Source organism: Pseudomonas sp. GW821-FHT02C04, from assembly GCF_059421845.1.
Genome location: NZ_JBWKVT010000004.1, coordinates 510,787 through 530,429, shown reverse-complemented (window position 1 = coordinate 530,429; position 19,643 = coordinate 510,787). Strand labels below are relative to the sequence as shown.

Here is a 19,643-nt window from a genome sequence, read left to right as displayed (position 1 = left end):
GATCATTGGGGGTTTATCGGGTGGGTTTGACGGTCACCGGCGCCTTGCCTGCCTTCATCTGCTCCAGCAACGGCGCGCACTGATTCGGCTCGCCGCCGCTCGGCGCCACCAGCGCCAGCAGCCCCGCCGCCGGCGCGGCGATCACGCCCAGCGCCACCATGCCTGCTCCGCGCAGGATCAGCGGCACCGCTTTCACCCCGGCATCCGGCTTGATGAATTTGCCGCGCACGTATAACGGCGAGCGCAGGGAGATCAGACGCCAGCCCTTGGACTCCGGGGTCACGGTCAGGTCCAGTTGCTCGGTGGCCATGTTCGCGGTGCCGTCGATGTAGATGATCGCGTTCTCGGTATCGAAGACGAACAGCCGCGTGGTCGCCAGCCCGGTCTTGATGTCGAAGTCGGCCGCTGCGCAGTTGATCTTCACTTCCTTGTCGCCAAAGACTTTACCGACCACGTAGTTGCCGACGTTGAGGCCCGCCAGCTCCATCAGCTCACGACTGATCGCGCCGTCATTGATCAGCATCTTCAGGTTGCCGTTGGCGCCGCCCAGCAGTTTGGCCACCGAGTTGCCGCGACCGCTGATGTCGGCGTCGCCGTTCAGTTCACCGAAACTGGTTTTCATCGGTTCGAAGGTCGGGAACAGTTGCTTGAGCTTGAACTTGCGCGCGGTCAGTTTCGCCCGGCCTTCCAGCGGTTCGGTGCGGCCATTGAGGCGGATCTGCGCATCAAGGTTGCCGCCGGCCACGCCGAAGCGCAGCGGCTCCAGGCTCAGTTCGCCGTCGTTGAGTTTGAGGTGGGTATAGAGGTCGGTGAACGGCAGTTTCTCGCTGTGGACGATGCGTTTGCCGGTGAATTCGACGTCGGCGTCCATATCGCGCCAGCGCTCGGTCTTGAACTCTTCCACCGGCAACACTTTGTCCGCCGGTTGTTTGCTTTCACCGCCCCGGGCCTTTTGCTTGTCATTGGAGTCGGCACCGATCAACGGTGCGAGGTCGGCGAACAGCAGTTGATTGGACAGCAGCGCGCCACTCAGCTTGGGCCGTGGCTGACTGGCGACGTAGGCCAGGTCGCCGTGAATGTCGCTGCCGCCGATCTTGCCGTTGAACTGTTCATAGCGGAACTGCGCGCCGTCCGGCTCATGCAGTTTGGCGATCAAGTGACCGTCGGTGGAGTATGGCGGTGTGTCCGGCAGGGTGACACCGGTCAGCGGATAGAGATTGCCGAGGCTGGCGCCCGCCAGTTTCAGGCGCAGGTCGAGGGCGCCGAGGTTCAGCGGATCGGTCAGCGTGCCGGCGAGTTCGATGCTGGTGTCGCCGATTTTTGCCTGGGCCTGCAGCGGGAACGGTTTGGCCGCATCCTGCAAGGCCAGCAGGCCGCCGATCTTGCCCTGGCCGGCGAGTTTCTGGCCGTGGTACTGGCCGGTGACTTTCAGTGCGAAAGCATAATCCTGCGGTGCGCCGCCCTTTTCCAGCGCGGTTTTCGCCGCTTTGTCGCCGACGATTTCGCTGAAGGGAATCGGTTTGCCCAGCGGATCGATCAACAGGTCGAGGTTGGTCTTGAGGGTCTGGTCGTCCAGAGTGACGTGGCCCTTGTCGAAACCGATGGCGCCGATGTCCACCACCCAGCTCGAGGGCTCGGCATTCGGGTCCTTGGGATCGAATTTGAATGTCCAGTTGGCGCGACCATCGGCCAGGCGCTGCAATTGCGCATTGGGTTCAGTCAGGTCGATACGCGGGATCGTCACCCGTTGTGCCAGCAGCGCCAGCGGCGAAATGCGCAGTTCAACCCGTTTGAGGGTGACCATCTGCGGCTGCTTCGACCAGTCCGGGTTGCCCAGGGTCAGGTCTTCGGCCACCACATGCGGCCACGGCACCCAGGCGCGCCAACCGCCCTCGTCGAGTTCGCGCCGCCAGACCACCGACAGGTTGCCGTTGATGGCGAACGGTCGGTGCAACTCTTCCGAAACTTTGGCGTTGAGGGGCGGTTTGATCCGGTTCCAGTCGAAGAACACGATGATCAGGACCAGCACCGCCAGCAACAACACGAGGGTGGCGAAGGTCCAGGCGAAGATTTTACGGGTGCGCGTCATGCACAAAGCTCCTGAAAACGACGGCGGATCGACACCGCTGAAACGACGGGCCGTTAACGGCCCTCATGAAGTCTACGACTGACAAACAGCCCGCAGGTTTAATCGAAAGCCCCATCAGGGCCAAAAAACGGTCGCCATTCTGACCGATCGGTCGAGTCGACGTTACCGGCCCCGCACTTTTGCGAGGCGCAAGTGGGTGGAAAATACCCACTGCGGTGCAAAACGGCTCGCCTGAAACGCCCGAGCTAGAGCCTCCCGAGCGAACAATCAATTCTGTTGATTATTACCATTGTGTTTATGAACTTTTATATCGACTTATCGAGAGTAGCATTAGCTTCGTACCCACTTTATCGCCCTCCCAAGGAGCAACCCATCATGAAACGCCAACTTCTGTTCAGTCTTACCCTCTCGATGCTGGCCAGCACCGCTTTCGCTCTGCCAGCCGCCGACCAAGCTACCCCGCAAGTGAAATCCAGCCACTCGGTTTTCAGCCAGACTGTTGCCGCTGACGGTTCGGACCGCACTCCACAAGGCCAGACCCTGGCTGAAAACGGTCGTAACCGCCTGGAAGAAAAAGGTCTGGTTCAAGATGGCTATGACAAGACCCCACAAGGTCAAACCGTAGCTGAAGGCGGCCGTGATCGTCTGGAAGAAAAAGGTCTGGTTCAAGACGGCTCGGATCGCACTCCACAAGGTCAAACCCTTGCAGCCGATGGTTCCGATCGCACCCCTCAAGGCCAGACCCTCGCTGCTGACGGCTACGACAAGACCCCACAAGGTCAAACCCTGGCTGCTGATGGCTACGACAAAACCCCACAAGGTCAAACCCTGGCCGAGGGTGGTGGTGACCGCGTGATCGAACGCAACAGCGCTTTGAGCTAAGCCCGTGGCGGCCTGGAAAAAAAGCCCAATCCCCGGATTGGGCTTTTGACTTTTCAGCAGCCTGTATAAAGAAGTCGCGATTTCCCGCTTCCATCTCCCCCCGCTGCCGTTCGACGCCGACAAAGCCGATTTGCTAGAGTGCGGCGCTTGTCTTGCCTAAGAACACACCCTTGCGATGCTGCCCCGCGCCGAACAGAAACAACAGACCCGCAACGCCCTGATGGACGCTGCCCGCCACTTGATGGAAAGCGGCCGAGGATTCGGCAGCCTGAGCCTGCGTGAAGTGACGAAAACCGCCGGAATCGTGCCCACCGGTTTCTACCGGCATTTCGCCGACATGGACGAACTCGGCCTGGTACTGGTCAGCGAAGTCGGCCAGACCTTCCGCGAAACCATCCGCCTGGTGCGCCACAACGAATTCGTCATGGGCGGGATCATCGATGCGTCGGTGCGGATCTTCCTTGACGTGGTCAGCGCCAACCGTTCGCAGTTCCTGTTTCTGGCCCGTGAGCAGTACGGCGGATCGCTGCCGGTGCGTCAGGCCATTGGCCGTTTGCGTGAAAACATCAGTTCCGACCTGGCGGCGGATCTGGCCTTGATGCCCAAACTCCAGCACCTGAACCGTGAAGGCCTGAGCGTGATGGCCGACCTGATCGTCAAATCGGTGTTCGCCACCCTGCCGGACATCATCGATCCACCGGCCGAAGCCCTGCCCGAGCATCTGACGCCACAGGCGAAGATCACCCAGCAGTTGCGCTTCATCTTTATCGGGTTGAAGCATTGGCAAGGGCTCGGGAGTACCGAGTAAGCAGACCAAAATCGCAGCCTGAAGCTGCGATTTTTTTTGCGCCGTAAATTGGTGCATGTAAAAACCTTCATGCACCAAAACACCTCACAATCCTGCAACATCTTGAAACATCCGCTAGGCTCCGACAGGGTTTTCCTACGTCTCGCCCGATTGGCAAGCCCCTTGCTCTAGCCTGAGCATTGTTCTTAGCAGGAAGCTTTCTGATGCTGGTGATTCATCGCAGAATCGACCCCCAACCCGTCTGGGCCGCCGAGTTGCACCTGACCTTCGAAGCCCGGAGCAAAAGCCGCCTGCGCTGTTTCAGTGCCGAAGGTGAAGACGTCGGATTGTTTCTGGAGCGCGGCCAGCCGCCGCTGCATGACGGCGAATGCCTGCAAGCCGAAGATGGCCGGATCGTCCGGGTCTGCGCCCGCCCCGAACAACTGCTGCACGTCACCTGCGCCAACGCCTTCGAACTGACCCGCGCGGCCTATCACCTGGGCAATCGCCACGTTGCCCTGCAAGTCGGTGACGGCTGGTTGCGTCTGCTCGACGATTACGTGCTCAAGGCCATGCTCGAACAGCTCGGCGCGCAGGTCGAATCGATCGAAGCGCCGTTCCAGCCGGAACACGGCGCCTACGGTGGCGGCCATCATCATTCGCGGCACGGTGACGAGGACTTCAACTACGCGCCGAAACTCCACCAGTTCGGCGTCCGTTTGTGAACCCGGCCTGGGCGCTGCTGCGCCTGGCCAGTCCGCAATTGCCGATTGGCGGCTACAGCTATTCCCAGGGCCTGGAAATGGCGGTGGATAACGGTCGAGTCGATAATCCGGAAAGCGCCCGCCGCTGGATCAGCGATCAATTGCTGCTCAATCTCGCGCGGTTCGAAGCGCCCATGCTGCTTGCCCATTGCCAGGCCGCCGCGGATGAAAACTGGGATGAGCTGCTGCGTATCTGTGAAAGCCACCGTGCCAGCCGCGAAACCCGCGAACTGTACCTGGAGAGCCGGCAGATGGGCTACTCGTTGCAGCAATTGCTCAACGGCTTGCCCGAACTCGATCAGGCCGCGCGGGACTTTCTCGAACACTGCGCGGAACCGCACCTTGCCGTGTGCTGGGCACTGGCCGCGCGCGCCTGGCAGATCAGCCCGCAGGACGCCCTCGCCGCGTGGCTGTGGAGCTGGCTGGAAAACCAGCTCGCGGTACTGATGAAAACCCTGCCGCTGGGCCAGCAAGCCGCCCAGCGCCTGACCAGCGAACTGCTGCCGCTGCTGCAACTGGCGCAGCAGGACGCCACCCGAATCAATCCCGAACACCTCGGCAGCGCCGCGTTCGGTCTGTCCCTGGCGTGCATGGCCCATGAGCGCCAGTACAGCCGCCTGTTCCGTTCCTAGGGCCTTTTATCTGGAGAATCACATGAACACACAACCCCTGCGCGTGGGCATTGGCGGCCCGGTCGGTTCCGGCAAGACCGCGTTGACCCTGGCCCTGTGCCTGGCGCTGCGCGAGCGCTACAACCTGGCCGTGGTCACCAACGACATCTACACCCGCGAAGACGCCGACTTCCTGGTGCGCAACGAAGCGCTGGCGCCGGAACGCATCATCGGTGTGGAAACCGGCGGCTGCCCGCACACGGCGATTCGTGAAGACGCCTCGATCAACCTTGAAGCGGTGGATCAACTGAACCGGCGTTTTCCGGGGCTGGACCTGATTCTGGTGGAGTCCGGGGGCGACAATCTTTCCGCCACCTTCAGCCCGGAACTGTCCGACCTGACCATCTACGTGATCGACGTGTCGGCCGGCGACAAGCTGCCCCGCAAAGGCGGGCCCGGCATTTGCAAATCCGACCTGCTGGTGATCAACAAGATCGACCTCGCGCCGCTGGTCGGCGCCTCGCTGGAGATGATGAACAGCGACACCCAACGCATGCGCAACGGCAAGCCGTTCGTGTTCAGCAACCAGAAAACCGGTCAGGGCCTGGAAGACATCATCGCCTTCATCGAACGCCAGGGCCTGCTGACCGCAGCCTGATTCACTGATCAACAAGGAAGCTTATCCATGACACTCAAACGCATTTTCGGCGCCGTCGCGCTACTGCTGACCCCGGCACTGGCCTTCGCCCACCCCGGCCACGGCGACTCTGGCCTGGTGGCCGGTATCAGCCACCCGATCGGCGGCCTCGACCATTTGCTGGCGATGGTGGCCGTCGGTCTGTGGGCGGCGCAGCAGCAAGGCGCGGCACGCTGGGCGCTGCCGTGCACCTTCGTCGGCACCATGCTGATCGGTGGGATGCTCGGATTTGAAGGGCTGGAGTTGCCGGCGCTGGAAAGCGGGATTGCCGCGTCGGTGCTGGCGCTGGGCCTGGCGGTGGCGCTGGCGGTGCGTCCGCCGCTGGTGATGGCGGTGGCGGCGACGGCGCTGTTTGCGCTGTTCCATGGCGTGGCCCACGGTCTGGAGTTGCCGGATATGTCGAGCCCATGGGCGTATGCCGCCGGTTTCGTGCTCGCGACAGCTGCCCTGCATGCGGCGGGTTATGCGGTCGTGCGTTTTCTGCCTCAGGCGGCCGCGCCGCTGGTTCGACTGGCCGGAGCGGCTTCGGCCGTGACGGGCGCGTGGTTGCTGGCCGGCTGAATGGCACCTCTGATCGCTCCCGCGCATGGCGCGGGAACGATCGATCGCCACTCTCTGCTACCATGTCGCGCAATCGCCCCTGCCGTGACGACGTCCGCCCATGCCCCACGCTTCCCGCTCCACCTCCCTGCCTGAATTGACCACCCTGTTCGGTGAAGTGCAACAGCACTTTCTGGACGTGATCGTGCCCCTCTGGCAAGGACCGGGCTGGAACGCCGACATGGCGTTGCCATACGAAGCGCTGGACGCCGCGCATCAGCCGCTGCCTCCGCAGCGCTATCGGGCCATGGCCTGCGCACGGCAGCTGTATCTGTTTTCCAGCCTGATCGGGGTTGTGGATAACGCCGAAGCTCGGGCGGCCGCACTGTTCCGCTCCCTGCAACGGCACTTCCACGATGCCGAGCACGGCGGCTGGTTCTACAGCATCGATCCCCAGGGCAAACCGCTGGATCAGCGCAAGGATCTCTACACCCACGCCTTCATCCTGTTCGCCTGCGCGCATTACTGGGAGAAATCCCGCGAGCCTTTGGTGGAATCGACCCTGAACGCTGCGCTGGAAGTCATCGGCCGGCGGTTCGCCACCGGTGACGGCCTCTACGAAGCCTGCCTCGACCGCGACTGGATCACGCTGGAAACCGGCCCGCTGCAAAACCCATTGATGCACCTGGCCGAAGCGTTCCTGGCCACGCTGGCCGTGCGCGAAGATGCACAGGTCAAGCAAGCGCTGAGCGAGTTATGCACAGCCATGCACAAGCGTTTCGTCGATCCGCAACATGGCGTGCTGATGGAAAAACCGCTGGGGGCTGTGGATAACTGGTATGAGCCGGGCCATCAGTTCGAGTGGTATTTCCTGCTGGAGTCCTCGCCCGTGCTGCGCGGTTCGAAACTGCATGCCGCCCTGGACAGGGCCTTTGCGTTCACCGAGCAGTTCGGTGTGGTGCAGCCGTCCGGTGCCGTGCGGGCCATGCTCGATCTGAATAGGGACGGACGCCCGAAAGATTCGACCCAGCGCATCTGGGCCCAGGCCGAATACCTGCGCGCGCTGACACTGCGTCCGGACAGCGAAGCCGCCGTGCTGCGCCAGTTGCATGCGTTGCAGCAGCGCTTCCTGCATGCGGGTGGCTGGCATGAATGCCGCGACGAACAGGGCGAGGTCAGCCGCAAGGACATGCCGTCGACCACGCCGTATCACCTGGCGACCTGCTATCGCGGCCTCGCCGACTATCTGAGCTGACAGCCGTGGCGAGGGAGCCGGCTCCCTCGCCACGAAACATCAGGCAATCCACTTCCTGTCGCCAGTGAAGCTGATGGTCAGCCAGCGCGCCGCATCCGGTTTGCCCAGCTTCGCGGAAATCGCCTCACGCAGCACATCCAGCTGGCCGACGCTCTGCAGCCGGTAATCCGCCGGCAACACCACATGAATCTCGATGAACCGCGCCCGCCCGTGCTTCTGCACGTAAGACACGTAGTCGTCGAAACCATGCTCGACCTTGGCCGCGTCCATCACCTGACGCACCTGATCGTCCAGCGTGTCCGGCGCAATGCCGAGCACGTCCCGCAGCGCCGGGCCGAGAATCTTGAAGGCCGGCGGCAGCATGGTCAGGGCCAGCACGATGAGAATCAGCGGGTCGACGAACTTCGCCCATTCGCCATAACCCTGGGACTTGAGCAGCAGCGCCGCGAGGAAACTGATCAACAGGCCCACCGACAGCATCGCGTCCACCAGCCAACTGATGTTGTCGAACTGGATCAGGCTCGACTTGAGCTTGCGATTACGGTGACGCACGTAGAAGAAGTAGGCGAACTCGACAACGGTAAATACCGCCGCGTAGATGATCACCAGACCCAGCTCGATTTCACGACCGCCATTGATGATGCCGAACACGCCGTTGAGAAACGCATAGATGGCGATCAGCAGCAGGAAACTGCCCTCGATCAGCAGCACCATCGGCTCCAGATGCCAGAAACCGAACTGGAAGCGCTGGTTGCTTTGCTTGGCGATCAGCTTCGCCGTGATCAGCATCAGGACTTTGATGAACGTTGCAATCAACGAAAAAAAGCCATCGAACAGGATGGACTGGGAACCCGAAACAAAACCGGTGACGATCCCGGCGATCGCCACGGCGAACATCAGGATGGTCGATTGTTTGAGCAGCGACTGCTCACCTCGGTTACTCACTTGAACTCCTCGAAAAACCTTGAAAACCGCAGAGTGCGGCGGGGTTGTTGAGGAGATAGTCTACCTTACTGCCAGAATCTGGCCGTTTTGCCCTCTTCGCCAGCCCGCTGGCGAAGAGGGCAAAACCGTATCAAGCCTTGTTACGCTCGATGGCAAAACCCGCCCAGGTCTGGCTCACCGGCATCAGTTCCAGGCTGTTGATGTTGATGTGCGCCGGGGCATTCAGTACCCAGAAAATCGTTTCGGCGATGTCCTGCGGCTGGATCGGCTCGGCACCGGCGTAGGTGGCGTCGTAACGCGCCTGATCACCCGCGAAACGCACCAGCGAGAACTCGCTCTCGCACAGCCCCGGCTCGATGTTGCTGACGCGCACGCCAGTACCCTGCAAGTCGCAGCGCAGGTTCAGCGAGAACTGTTTAACGAACGCCTTGGTAGCGCCGTAAACGTGGCTGCCCGGGTACGGGTAGTTACCGGCAATGGAACCGAGGTTGACGATGCCGGCGCCGCGACCGTGGGCGATCAGACGTGGCAGCAACAGGCGAGTGCTGTACATCAGGCCTTTGACGTTGGTGTCGACCATGGTGTCCCAATCGTCGAGGTCGCACTTCGGTGCAGGGTCCACGCCCAGCGCGAGACCTGCGTTGTTGATCAGGCCGCGCAGCTTGGCGAAGGACGGCGGCAGGTTGGCAATCGCCTCCTCCATCGCCTTGCGATCACGCACGTCCAGCACCAGGCCATGCACTTCGGTCTGCTTCGACAGCTCGGCACACAGCGCGTTGAGGCGTTCTTCACGACGACCGGTCAGCACCAGTTTCCAGCCGGCCTCGGCAAAACGACGGGCACAGGCTTCACCAAAACCGGACGTCGCGCCGGTGATAAACAGGGTGTTGGACATCGTGTTCTCCTTGCTTCGGCCACCCGGGGCAGCCATTGGAATAGAAAATCAGCAGGCAGCATGCCCGGCCCCGCATTCACGAGCAACCACCGACTGGCGTGCTTTTCTGTTCATTATTTGATCAATGCTCGCAACGCCTTGAGTGGCGTGGCCTGTAGCCACATGCACGCACGTTATCCACAAGCCCTTCCACAGTTTCCGGGGGCAAGTGGAAATGCGCAAAGCCGCGCCACACAAGGCTTTGCGCCGCAAAAGCAAAGTTTTTCGCTTGACCCTGATCCGCCGATTGTGCCGGGCAAGGCATTTTGCACGACCGACCGGTCACCACCGTGATTGCGCAGGGCCAGTAATCACGGCCCTTAGCGCAGTCTTTCCAGAGTTTAATCACAGACTTATCCACAGGCCTGCCCACATGCATTCGCCTGTTTTGCCGTGGCCATAAAAAGGTTGACAAACGAGCCTCCAGCAACTGGGAAAAGGCCTGATCAAAAAACAACCACAGGCCTGCAAGCCACGGTTTGAAAGGCTCTCAGCCAGCTACTCCCACGTTATTCACAGCCGGCTCCACAGCAAACGGGGACAAGTCAAAACTGTGGAAAAACAGCGATTTGCAGCGTCTATATGTCGCGCTTTGGCAGGTTGGGGATTTTGTTTTCCACAATTTCGGGAATGGCGTGGATCGTGATGGATTCTGGATACAAAAAAGCCCCGGGACTGGCGTCTCGGGGCTCTGTATCGCTGTGGAAAACCTGAAAACTCAGTGCCCGCCGAGATAGGCGTTTCGCACCTCCTCGTTCACCAGCAACTCCTTGCCGGTACCCGTCAGGCGGATCTCGCCGTTGACCATCACGTACGCCCGGTCGGACAGTTTCAACGCATGGTTGGCGTTCTGTTCGACGAGGAAAATGGTCATGCCGGTTTTCGCAAGTTCCCGCAGGGTGGCGAAGATCTGTTTCACCACGATCGGCGCCAGCCCCAGGCTCGGCTCATCCAGCAGCAACAGCTTGGGACGGCTCATCAGCGCCCGAGCAATGGCGAGCATCTGTTGTTCGCCGCCGGACATGGTCATTGCGCGCTGCGTGCGGCGCTCTTCGAGCCGCGGGAACAGCTCGAACATGCGCTGCATGTCTTCCTTGGCGTACTTGTCGCCAATCGGGATGGTGCCCATCAGCAGGTTTTCCTCGACGGTCATGTCGGGGAACACCCGCCGCCCTTCCGGCGACTGCGCGATGCCGTTGGAGGCGATGTAGTGCGATGACTTGTGGGTGATGTCCACGCCTTGATAAACGATCTGTCCGCCTGCCGCCCGTGGCTGGCCGAAGATCGACATCAGCAGCGTCGACTTGCCCGCGCCGTTGGAGCCGATCAGGCTGACGGTTTCCCCTTCGTTGATCTGCAGCGAGACGCCTTTGAGGGCCTGGATCGGGCCGTAGAACACGTCCAGATCCTTGAGTTCGAGGATGGGTTGCGTCATACGACTTCCTCTTCGTCGGCGCCCAGATAAGCCGCAATCACCTTCGGATCGTGACGGATAGCCTCTGGACCGCCCTCGGCGATGACAATGCCGTGGTCCAGCACCACGATGTGATCGGAAATGCTCATTACCATGCCCATGTCGTGTTCGATCAGCACCACGGTCAGATCGTGCTCGTCACGCAGCAGCCGGATCATCGCGCTCAGCGCTTCGGTTTCCTGAGGGTTGAGGCCGGCGGCCGGTTCGTCGAGGCAGATGATCTGCGGCCGCGTGCACATGGCCCGGGCAATCTCCAGACGGCGTTGCTGACCGTAGGACAGTTCACCGGCCAGACGGTTGGCGCAGTCCACCAGATCCACCACTTCCAGCCAGTAGAACGCGCAGTCCAGCGCATCGCTTTCGGCCTTGCGATAACCCTTGGTGTTGAGGATGCCGGCCAGCATATTGCGGTTGACCCACATGTGCTGGGCCACCAGCAGGTTTTCCAGCACCGACATTTCCTTGAACAGGCGAATGTTCTGGAACGTCCGGGCCAGGCCCGCGCGGTTCACCAGGTGGGTGCCGCCGAACATCTTGTAGTACAGACGACTGGCAAAGTTTTTCGGCGAGACGAAGTCGGTCGGTTTGAACGACTCGCCCAGCAGTTTGATGACGTTGGTCTGCTGGCCGCGCACGTTGAGTTCGATCTTGCCGCCGGAGGCTTTATAGAACCCGGTCAGACAGTTGAACACCGTGGTCTTGCCGGCACCGTTGGGGCCGATCAGGGCGAAGATCGAGTTGCGTTTGACCTTCAGGCTGACGTCGCTCAAGGCCTTGATGCCACCGAAGTGCATCATCAGTTTTTCAACAGAGAGTACGACCTCACTCATGGCGCAGTCCTCTCATAGTGAATGGCACCTTTGCGTGGAGTGACCCCGGTACGGCTGATGCGGATCAGCCCGCGAGGTCGCCAGATCATCATCAACACCATCAGGATCCCGAACAGCAGCACGCGGTACTCGGCGAAGCCGCGCAGCAGTTCCGGGGCGACGGTCAGCACGAACGCTGCGATCACCACACCGATGGTCGAGCCCATGCCGCCGAGCACGACGATGGCGAGGATCAGCGCCGACTCGAAGAAGGTGAACGAGGTCGGGTTGACGAAGCCTTGGTAGGTGGCGAAGAACACGCCCGCCAGACCGGCCGTGGACGCACCGATGGTGAACGCCGAGAGCTTGACCAGCACGTGGTTGAGACCCATCGAGCGGCAGGCGATCTCGTCTTCACGCAGGGCTTCCCAGGCGCGGCCAACCGGCATCTTGACCAGACGATGCTTGATGTACAGCACGGCCAGCACCACCAGGAACAACACCGCATAGATGAAGTAATACTTCACGTCCGGGTTGTAGGCGATGCCGAAGAACTCGTGGAACGGCACCCCGCCATCCTTCGCCCGCTTGCCGAATTCCAGGCCGAAGAAGGTCGGCAGTGGCGCCGGCATGCCGTTCGGACCGCCGGTCAGGGACAGCCAGTTGTTGAGAATCAGACGGATGATTTCACCGAAACCGAGGGTCACGATCGCCAGGTAGTCGCCGTGCAGTCGCAACACCGGGAAACCGAGGATGCAACCGGCCAGCCCGGCGGTGATCGCCGCCAGCGGCAGCACGGTCCAGAAGCCCAGGCCGAGGTACTGATAACCGAGCGCCAGACCGTAGGCACCAATGGCGTAGAACGCCACGTAGCCGAGGTCGAGCAGGCCGGCCAGACCAACCACGATGTTCAGCCCCAACCCCAGCAGCACGTAGATCAACCCGAGGATGACCACGCCCAGCAGGTAGGAGTTGGAAACGAACGGCACGGCCACGGCCAGCACAATCAGCAGCGGGATGATCCAGCGCAGCCTGGATTTGTGATCGGCGGGCAGCACATGCACGCCGGAACCGGTGCTCTCGAATCCTTCGAGGATTTTCAGGCCCTTGGGGGTTTGCAGGAACAGGCTGAGGGCAAACCGGCCGGCCATGACGATGGCAATGATCCACGCCACGCGGGTCGGTTCGAGGTTGAAGCTGTAGCCGTCGAGAACGACGCCGACAATCGGCCCGAACACGATCAGGGCAATCAGACCGGCGAGAATCGCCTCAACCAGGCTTTTTTTGACATCGATGGATTTTGCAGTGGTTGAAGACATCGCTTACACCTTCGACACAAGAGGACGGCCCAGCAGGCCCTGAGGCCGGAAGACCAGAACAAGTACGAGCAGCGAGAAGCTGAACACGTCTTTGTAGTCGGAGTTGACCAGGCCCGAGAACAACGACTCGGAGATCCCGAGGATGATCCCGCCGAGCATGGCGCCAGGCAGCGAGCCGATCCCGCCGAGCACCGCGGCAGTGAACGCCTTGATGCCGATGACGAAGCCTGCGTAGAAGTCGAACGTGCCGTAGTTCATGGTGATCAGCACGCCGGCCAGGGCCGCCATTGCTGCACCGATGATGAACACGTAGGAAATCACGCGGTCGGTGTTGATCCCCAGGATCGAGGCCATCTTGCGGTCTTGCTGGGTCGCGCGGCACATGCGGCCGAGCTTGGTGTACTTGATCACGTAGGTCAGCAGGCCCATGCCGACGAAGGCGGCAACGAGAATGAAGATCTTGGTGTAGGTCAGCTGGACGAAGCCCGAGCCGACGTCGATGCGCCAGGCGCCGGTGAGCAGCGTCGGTACACCCTGTTGACGGGCGCCCTGGCTGATCTGGGCATAGTTTTGCAGAATCAGGGAGATACCGATGGCGCTGATCAGCGGTGCCAGTCGGGTGGAGTTGCGCAGTGGTTTGTAGGCGATGCGTTCGATGACCCAGCCATACACCCCCGTGACGACGATGGTGAAGACCAGTGTGCCGAGCATCAGCAGCGGGAAGGATTCGATACCGAAGTAAGCCAGCAGAGCCAGACTGATTGCCGCGAGGTAAGCGGAAATCATGTAAACCTCGCCGTGGGCGAAGTTGATCATGCCGATGATGCCGTAGACCATTGTGTAGCCGATGGCGATCAGGCCATAGACCGACCCGAGGGTCAGGCCGTTGACCAGTTGCTGCAGGAAAATACCATCCATAACGCAATCTCACGCAGTGAGAACCTGCACACCCTGAGGCGCGCGGTTCTTCTAGGAAAAATACAGATTTACGTCGGAGCAATGTCAGCCACGACCGGGCTGGCCCCCACAGAAGATCTGCAGAGGTCAGCCGATCGCGTCAGCCCTTACTTCTGTTTTTCCAGCTGGTGATATTTGCCGGTCGCGTCCCACTGATAGACCACGTAGTCGGACACTTTCAGGTCGCCCTTGGAATCCCAGGTCTTCTCGCCCATCACGGTCTTGACCGGGTTGGCTTTCAGCCATTTGGCAGCGTCTTCGCCCTTGTTGGACTTGGCGCCGTTGAAGCCGGCAGCCAGTGCCTGAACCGAAGCGTAGGCGTACAGGGTGTAGCCTTCAGGCTCGGTGCCGGCCTTGCGGAAGGCATCCACTACAGTCTTGCTTTCCGGCAGCAGGCGCGGGTCGGCGCCGAAGGTCATCAGCACACCATCGACGTATTGCGGGCCGCCAGCAGTGGTCACCAGTTCGTCGGTCACGATGCCGTCGTCAGACATGAACTTCACGTCTTTCAGGCCTTCGGTACGCAGTTGCTTGACCAGTGGACCGGCTTCCGGGTGCAGGCCGCCGAAGTAGACCACGTCGGCACCGGCCGCGCGGATCTTGGTGACCACGGCGCTGAAGTCTTTCTCGCCGCGGGTCAGGCCTTCGTACAGCACCGGCGTCACGCCGCGCTTGGTCAACTGTGCCTTGGTCGCATCGGCCAGGCCCTGACCGTAGGTGTCCTTGTCGTGCAGCACGGCCACTTTCTTGCCCTTGAGCACGTCGACGATGTAGTCGCCGGCGACGATGCCTTGCTGGTCGTCACGCCCGCACATACGGAACATGGCGCTCAGGCCGCGCTCGGTCACTTGCGGGTTGGTGGAACCCGGGGTGATCGCGATGATGCCGGCCTCGTCGTAGATCTCCGACGCAGGAATGGTGGAGGACGAGCAGAAGTGGCCGACCACACCGGCGACTTTCTGGTTGGTGAGGTCCTTGGCGACCGTCACCGCCTGTTTCGGTTCGCAGGCGTCATCGCCTTTGACCAGGACGATTTTCTCCCCGTTGACGCCGCCCGCCGCGTTGACCGCATCGGCCGCCGCTTGTGCCCCCTTCATGTACTGCTCGCCAAATGCCGCGTTGGCGCCAGTCATAGGGCCCGCCACACCGATTTTCACATCAGCTTGTGCAAACGCAGAAACACCCAGCGCAGTAGCCACTGCGAGGGCCAGAAAGCCTTTCTTGTAAAACGTCTGGGACATGAGGTGGTGCTCCAAGGTTTTTTTTAGTTGGCACTGCGACTTCACTGGATTGCTCAGAGCAAGGGCCGTGCCATCGGTTTTTTATTCTTCAAAAAGTCGCTGCTTTCTTGTTATTTCGACTGTTTCGTTCCCATTTTCATTGGGCGTGCAACCGTCTAAACCGCGGAAGGTGAAACCATTTATTTTTTCAGGCGCAACCCGCACGCGCCATCATTGCAACCGCGGCGCCAAACGACGTGCAACCAGCCTGTAACAGCCCGCGTCACCGAACTGCACACTGCTGGTGCGGGACTGCTACAACCCGCACCATTACAGGCTAGTCGCTACGCCGAAAAGCGCCGCGTTACGCAACATATTTCAACACTCAAATGACAATGCGCAGGCACTGGCCCGCGTGATACAGCGAGAACCCGGCCTCGTACAGGCAACTGCGCAAACCCACGCCCGCCAGGGGCTGCATCGGTGCAAAGGGAATCGGCAACGCCTGAGGATTTCCGTTACACAGGTAGTCGGCGAAGGCTTTGCCGACCACGGTGCCGGTGGTCACGCCACGGCCGTTGTAACCGGTGACGGCCACCAGTCCCGGCGCGGGCTCGAACAGGCGCATCAAATGATCGGGAGTAAAAGCGATGCGCCCGGTCCAGGTGCATTCCCATTCCACGGGTTTGAGATTGGGGAAGTAATGCTGCTGCACCCGGTCGGCCCAGGCCTTGAGGAACCAGGTCGGTTTCTGATTGCCGTTGCCAAGGCTGCCCAGCAACAGTCGCCCGTCCTTGTCGCGGCGGATGCTGCTCAGCACCTGACGGGTATCCCACGAGCCCTGCCCGCCCGGCAGGATTTCCTGGGCGGCATCTTCGGTGAGCGGCACCGAAGCGACCTGATAGTAGTAACCGGGGAAGAAATTGCGTTTGAGTTCGGTCCAGTCGCCTTCGGTGTAGGCGTTGGAGGCGATCACCACTTGTTCGGCTTGCACCGAACCCTGCTCGGTCTGCACCGACCATTGCTGGCCCTGACGTTCAAGACGCGTGACCGGGGAATGATCGAACATCTGCCCGCCGAGCCCCGCCACGGCTTTCGCCAGCCCGGTGACATACGCCATCGGATTGAGAGTGCCGGCACGCCGGTCGAGCAACGCGGCGGCAATCTTCTGCGTACCGGTCGCCTGTTCACAGGCCTTGCCGGTCAGCAGTTCGACCGGCGCACCGCGGCGTTTCCACTGTTCTTCGCGACTGCGCAGATCCGCCTCACCTTTGGCGTTGTGCGCCATGTGCAGGGTGCCTTCACGGCGCAACTGGCAATCGATGTTGTACTTATCCACAAGGCTGAACACCAGCGCCGGCGCCGCACCGAGCATGCGGTTGAGCTGACTGCCGACCGCCTCGCCGAAGCCGGCCTCGATCTCGTCCGGCGGAATCCACATCCCGGCGTTGACCAGGCCGACGTTGCGCCCGGACCCGCCATGCCCGGCGCGATGGGCTTCGAGCACGCAGACGCTTTTGCCCTTTTCCAACAGATGCAGCGCCGCCGACAGCCCGGTAAACCCGGCGCCGATCACGCAGACATCGACTTTGACTTCGCCCCTGAGCGCCGTGTTATCCGGTCGTTGCGGCGTGAGTTTTTCCCACAGACATTCTTCGCGTAACGGCATTGCCAGACTCCAACAGAAACCTGCCAAACACACCAAAATGATCGTTCCCACGCAGAACGCGGGAACGATCGATAGCATTGAGAAAACTGTCAGTCGAATGTAATGCCCTGCGCCAGCGGCAACTCCAGCGAGTAGTTCACGGTGTTGGTCTGGCGGCGCATATACGCGCGCCATGCATCCGAGCCCGACTCACGACCGCCGCCCGTCTCTTTCTCGCCGCCGAACGCGCCGCCGATTTCCGCGCCGCTCGGGCCGATGTTGACGTTGGCGATGCCGCAGTCACTGCCGACTGCCGACATGAATTTCTCGGCCTCGCGCACATCGGTGGTGAAGATGCACGAGGACAGGCCTTGTGGCACAGCGTTGTTCAGGCGCAGCGCCTCTTCGAAGTCGCTGTAACCAACCACGTACAGGATCGGCGCGAAGGTCTCGCTGCACACCACGTCGCTCTGCTCCGGCATTTCAACGATGGCCGGCGACACGTAGTAGGCATTCGGGAATTGATCTTCCAGTTGGCGCTTGCCGCCGAACACCCGGCCGCCCTCGCTCAGTGCCTGCTCCAGCGCGTCCTGCATGTTTTCGAAGCTGTGCTTGTCTATCAGCGGGCCGATCAGGTTGCCTTCCAGCGGGTGACCGATGCGGACCTTGGAGTACGCGGCTTTGAGGCGGGTGACGATTTCTTCTTTCACCGATTCATGGGCGATCAGGCGACGCAACGTGGTGCAACGCTGACCAGCGGTGCCGACGGCGCTGAACAGAATGGCGCGTACGGCCATGTCCAGATCGGCACTCGGGCCGAGGATCATCGCGTTGTTGCCGCCCAGCTCAAGAATGCTGCGGGCGAAGCGTGCGGCGACTTTCGGCGCCACTTCGCGGCCCATGCGGGTGCTGCCGGTGGCGCTGATCAGCGCCACGCGCGGGTCATCCACCAGCGCTTCGCCGGCATCGCGGCCGCCGATGATGACCTGGCACAGATTGGCCGGCGCATCGCTGAAGTTCTTCACCACACGATCAAACAGCGCCTGACAGGCCAGCGCGGTCAGCGGGGTTTTCTCCGACGGTTTCCACACCACCGGGTTGCCGCAGACCAGCGCCAGCGTGGTGTTCCACGCCCACACCGCGACCGGGAAGTTGAACGCACTGATCACGCCGACCACGCCCAGCGGATGCCAGGTTTCACGCATGTGGTGGCCCGGGCGCTCGGAAGCGATGGTCAAACCATACAACTGGCGCGACAGGCCGACGGCGAAGTCGCAGATGTCGATCATCTCCTGCACTTCACCGAGGCCTTCCTGAGTGATCTTGCCGGCCTCCCAGGAAACCAGTTCGCCGAGATCATTCTTGTACTCGCGCAGGACTTCGCCGAACTGACGCACCAGCTCGCCGCGACGCGGGGCCGGCACCTTGCGCCATTGTTCGAACGCATGATCTGCGCGACTGATGTGCTGCTCGACTTCGGCCGGGCCTTCCCAGTTCACGGCGGCGATGCGGCTGCCATCGATGGGCGAATGCACCGGCACTTTGCCGTTCTGGTACAGGGCCGGGTTCACACCAAGACGATCAAGCAATGCGGCAACCATGGGTCACTCCTCAAGCAAAAAACTGAATGTGTGCGGGCGCGTTTTCACGACCGGGCAGACCTTTAGTTGTAGCGTCAGGAAGGCTGTGCAACAAACGACCTTTACGCGAGATATCATTCCGTTTATTCATGCTGCGCAGAAAGACAAGAAAAGGAACGCCCATGCTGAACAAACGCCACTTGCCGTCGATCACCGCGTTGCAGTGCTTCGAGGCCGTGACCCGGCACCTGAGTTTCACCCGGGCCGCCGAGGAACTGAACCTGACCCAGAGCGCCGTCAGCAAGCAGGTGGCGCAACTTGAGGAATTGTTACAGCACTTGTTGTTCCGCCGTGTTCGCCGCCGTTTGCAGATGACCCCGGCCGGTGATTTGTACCTGGTGGAAGTCAGAAAAATCCTGACCCAGGTCGAGATGTCGACCCATTACCTGCGTTCCTACGGCGGCGAGACCGAAGTCCTGCGCGTCTCCACGCCCTCGACCTTCGGCGCACGCTGGCTGGTGCCGCGCCTCAAGGGCTGGCGCCTGCGCCATCCGTCGATTCATCTGGACCTGTGCAACGAGCAGGAGGCCGATGACTTGCTGCAAGGGCGCAGCGACCTGGCGTTCTATTTCGGCCAGGGTTCACGCCCTGGCACCGAATGCCTGAAGCTCTTCGGCGAAGAACTTGTGCCGGTCTGCGCACCAAGTAGCCTGCCGGACACTCCGTTGACTGATCCAACGCAACTCACCGATCTGGTCCTGCTGCAGAATGCTTCGCGCCCGCAGGCTTGGCACGACTGGTTCGACAGCCAGGGCTACCAGACCGAGCACAGCTACCACGGCCCGCGTTTCGAAACCTTTTATATGTGCATCCGCGCCGCGCAGGTCGGCTGCGGCGTCGCCCTGTTGCCAAGGTTTCTGGTGGAAGAGGAATTGGCCGACGGCAAACTGGTCATTCCCTGGCAGCATGCAATGCCCAGCACCGACGCCTACTACCTGGCCTATCCGGAACACGCGGCGGAAGTGCCCAAGGTGCGGGATTTCGTGAAGTGGATGCTGGAACAGATCGACAGTCCTGATGCGGTCTGAGGCTCAAGGCCGGGATAAAAATCGCTGGCAATCCACACCCCGGA

Annotated in this window: 18 protein-coding genes; 8 read left to right on the top strand and 10 right to left on the bottom strand. The window is 61.3% G+C overall.

The window, feature by feature from the left end; translation table 11 throughout:
- Nucleotides 1–13: 13 nt before the first annotated feature.
- Nucleotides 14–2,089 (bottom strand): AsmA family protein, encoded by a 2,076-nt coding sequence (locus AC07VV_RS18015; RefSeq protein WP_495036985.1) that lies wholly within the window; start codon nt 2,087–2,089, stop codon nt 14–16.
- Between the two features lie 375 nt (nt 2,090–2,464).
- On the opposite strand from AC07VV_RS18015, the gene AC07VV_RS18010 reads away from it, so the two are divergent.
- The 7 genes from AC07VV_RS18010 (at nt 2,465) to AC07VV_RS17980 (ending at nt 7,625) form a co-directional block, all read left to right on the top strand.
- Nucleotides 2,465–2,971: a hypothetical protein gene (locus tag AC07VV_RS18010; RefSeq protein WP_457383106.1), complete on the top strand. Its 507-nt coding sequence runs from the start codon at nt 2,465–2,467 to the stop codon at nt 2,969–2,971.
- A gap of 175 nt (nt 2,972–3,146) precedes the next feature.
- On the top strand, nt 3,147–3,779 hold the full coding sequence (locus AC07VV_RS18005) for a TetR family transcriptional regulator (RefSeq protein WP_096819790.1): 633 nt from the start codon (nt 3,147–3,149) through the stop codon (nt 3,777–3,779).
- 203 nt (nt 3,780–3,982) lie between these two features.
- On the top strand, nt 3,983–4,483 hold the full coding sequence (ureE, locus tag AC07VV_RS18000; RefSeq protein WP_096819791.1) for an urease accessory protein UreE: 501 nt from the start codon (nt 3,983–3,985) through the stop codon (nt 4,481–4,483).
- The gene (locus tag AC07VV_RS17995) at nt 4,480–5,154 is read left to right on the top strand and encodes an urease accessory protein UreF (protein ID WP_495036984.1); all 675 of its coding nucleotides are present in this window, start codon (nt 4,480–4,482) and stop codon (nt 5,152–5,154) included. Before ureE ends, AC07VV_RS17995 begins: the two co-directional genes overlap by 4 nt.
- Before the next feature lie 22 nt (nt 5,155–5,176).
- Nucleotides 5,177–5,791, top strand: coding sequence for an urease accessory protein UreG (gene ureG, locus AC07VV_RS17990; protein WP_007950645.1), 615 nt, complete (start codon nt 5,177–5,179; stop codon nt 5,789–5,791).
- A gap of 27 nt (nt 5,792–5,818) precedes the next feature.
- Nucleotides 5,819–6,391, top strand: a complete 573-nt coding sequence (locus tag AC07VV_RS17985) for a HupE/UreJ family protein (protein WP_495036983.1) — start codon at nt 5,819–5,821, stop codon at nt 6,389–6,391.
- A gap of 100 nt (nt 6,392–6,491) precedes the next feature.
- Nucleotides 6,492–7,625, top strand: coding sequence for an AGE family epimerase/isomerase (locus tag AC07VV_RS17980; protein WP_495036982.1), 1,134 nt, complete (start codon nt 6,492–6,494; stop codon nt 7,623–7,625).
- Nucleotides 7,626–7,664: 39 nt separating this feature from the next.
- Here AC07VV_RS17980 and AC07VV_RS17975 read toward each other — a convergent pair whose 3' ends face one another.
- The 9 genes from AC07VV_RS17975 to amaB form a co-directional block, all read right to left on the bottom strand.
- Nucleotides 7,665–8,570, bottom strand: coding sequence for a cation diffusion facilitator family transporter (locus tag AC07VV_RS17975; RefSeq protein WP_102620120.1), 906 nt, complete (start codon nt 8,568–8,570; stop codon nt 7,665–7,667).
- 130 nt (nt 8,571–8,700) lie between these two features.
- The gene (locus AC07VV_RS17970) at nt 8,701–9,465 is read right to left on the bottom strand and encodes an SDR family oxidoreductase (RefSeq protein WP_007950653.1); all 765 of its coding nucleotides are present in this window, start codon (nt 9,463–9,465) and stop codon (nt 8,701–8,703) included.
- A gap of 757 nt (nt 9,466–10,222) precedes the next feature.
- Nucleotides 10,223–10,939 (bottom strand): ABC transporter ATP-binding protein, encoded by a 717-nt coding sequence (locus tag AC07VV_RS17965; RefSeq protein ID WP_096819796.1) that lies wholly within the window; start codon nt 10,937–10,939, stop codon nt 10,223–10,225.
- Nucleotides 10,936–11,808, bottom strand: a complete 873-nt coding sequence (locus AC07VV_RS17960; RefSeq protein ID WP_096819797.1) for an ATP-binding cassette domain-containing protein — start codon at nt 11,806–11,808, stop codon at nt 10,936–10,938. Before AC07VV_RS17960 ends, AC07VV_RS17965 begins: the two co-directional genes overlap by 4 nt.
- Entirely contained in the window at nt 11,805–13,106 is a 1,302-nt protein-coding gene (livM, locus tag AC07VV_RS17955) for a high-affinity branched-chain amino acid ABC transporter permease LivM (RefSeq protein ID WP_495036981.1), read from the bottom strand. The genes AC07VV_RS17960 and livM overlap by 4 nt, the downstream gene beginning before the upstream one ends.
- A gap of 3 nt (nt 13,107–13,109) precedes the next feature.
- The gene (locus AC07VV_RS17950) at nt 13,110–14,024 is read right to left on the bottom strand and encodes an ABC transporter permease subunit (RefSeq protein WP_007950661.1); all 915 of its coding nucleotides are present in this window, start codon (nt 14,022–14,024) and stop codon (nt 13,110–13,112) included.
- Between the two features lie 146 nt (nt 14,025–14,170).
- Nucleotides 14,171–15,304: a branched-chain amino acid ABC transporter substrate-binding protein gene (locus AC07VV_RS17945; RefSeq protein WP_495036980.1), complete on the bottom strand. Its 1,134-nt coding sequence runs from the start codon at nt 15,302–15,304 to the stop codon at nt 14,171–14,173.
- A 364-nt stretch (nt 15,305–15,668) separates the two neighbouring features.
- Nucleotides 15,669–16,952 (bottom strand): L-pipecolate oxidase, encoded by a 1,284-nt coding sequence (gene amaA / locus AC07VV_RS17940; protein ID WP_495036979.1) that lies wholly within the window; start codon nt 16,950–16,952, stop codon nt 15,669–15,671.
- A gap of 89 nt (nt 16,953–17,041) precedes the next feature.
- Nucleotides 17,042–18,532: an L-piperidine-6-carboxylate dehydrogenase gene (gene amaB / locus AC07VV_RS17935; protein ID WP_096819801.1), complete on the bottom strand. Its 1,491-nt coding sequence runs from the start codon at nt 18,530–18,532 to the stop codon at nt 17,042–17,044.
- 161 nt (nt 18,533–18,693) lie between these two features.
- Here amaB and AC07VV_RS17930 point away from each other — a divergent pair, with 161 nt between their 5' ends.
- Nucleotides 18,694–19,599, top strand: a complete 906-nt coding sequence (locus tag AC07VV_RS17930; RefSeq protein WP_007950669.1) for a LysR family transcriptional regulator — start codon at nt 18,694–18,696, stop codon at nt 19,597–19,599.
- Nucleotides 19,600–19,643: the final 44 nt, after the last annotated feature.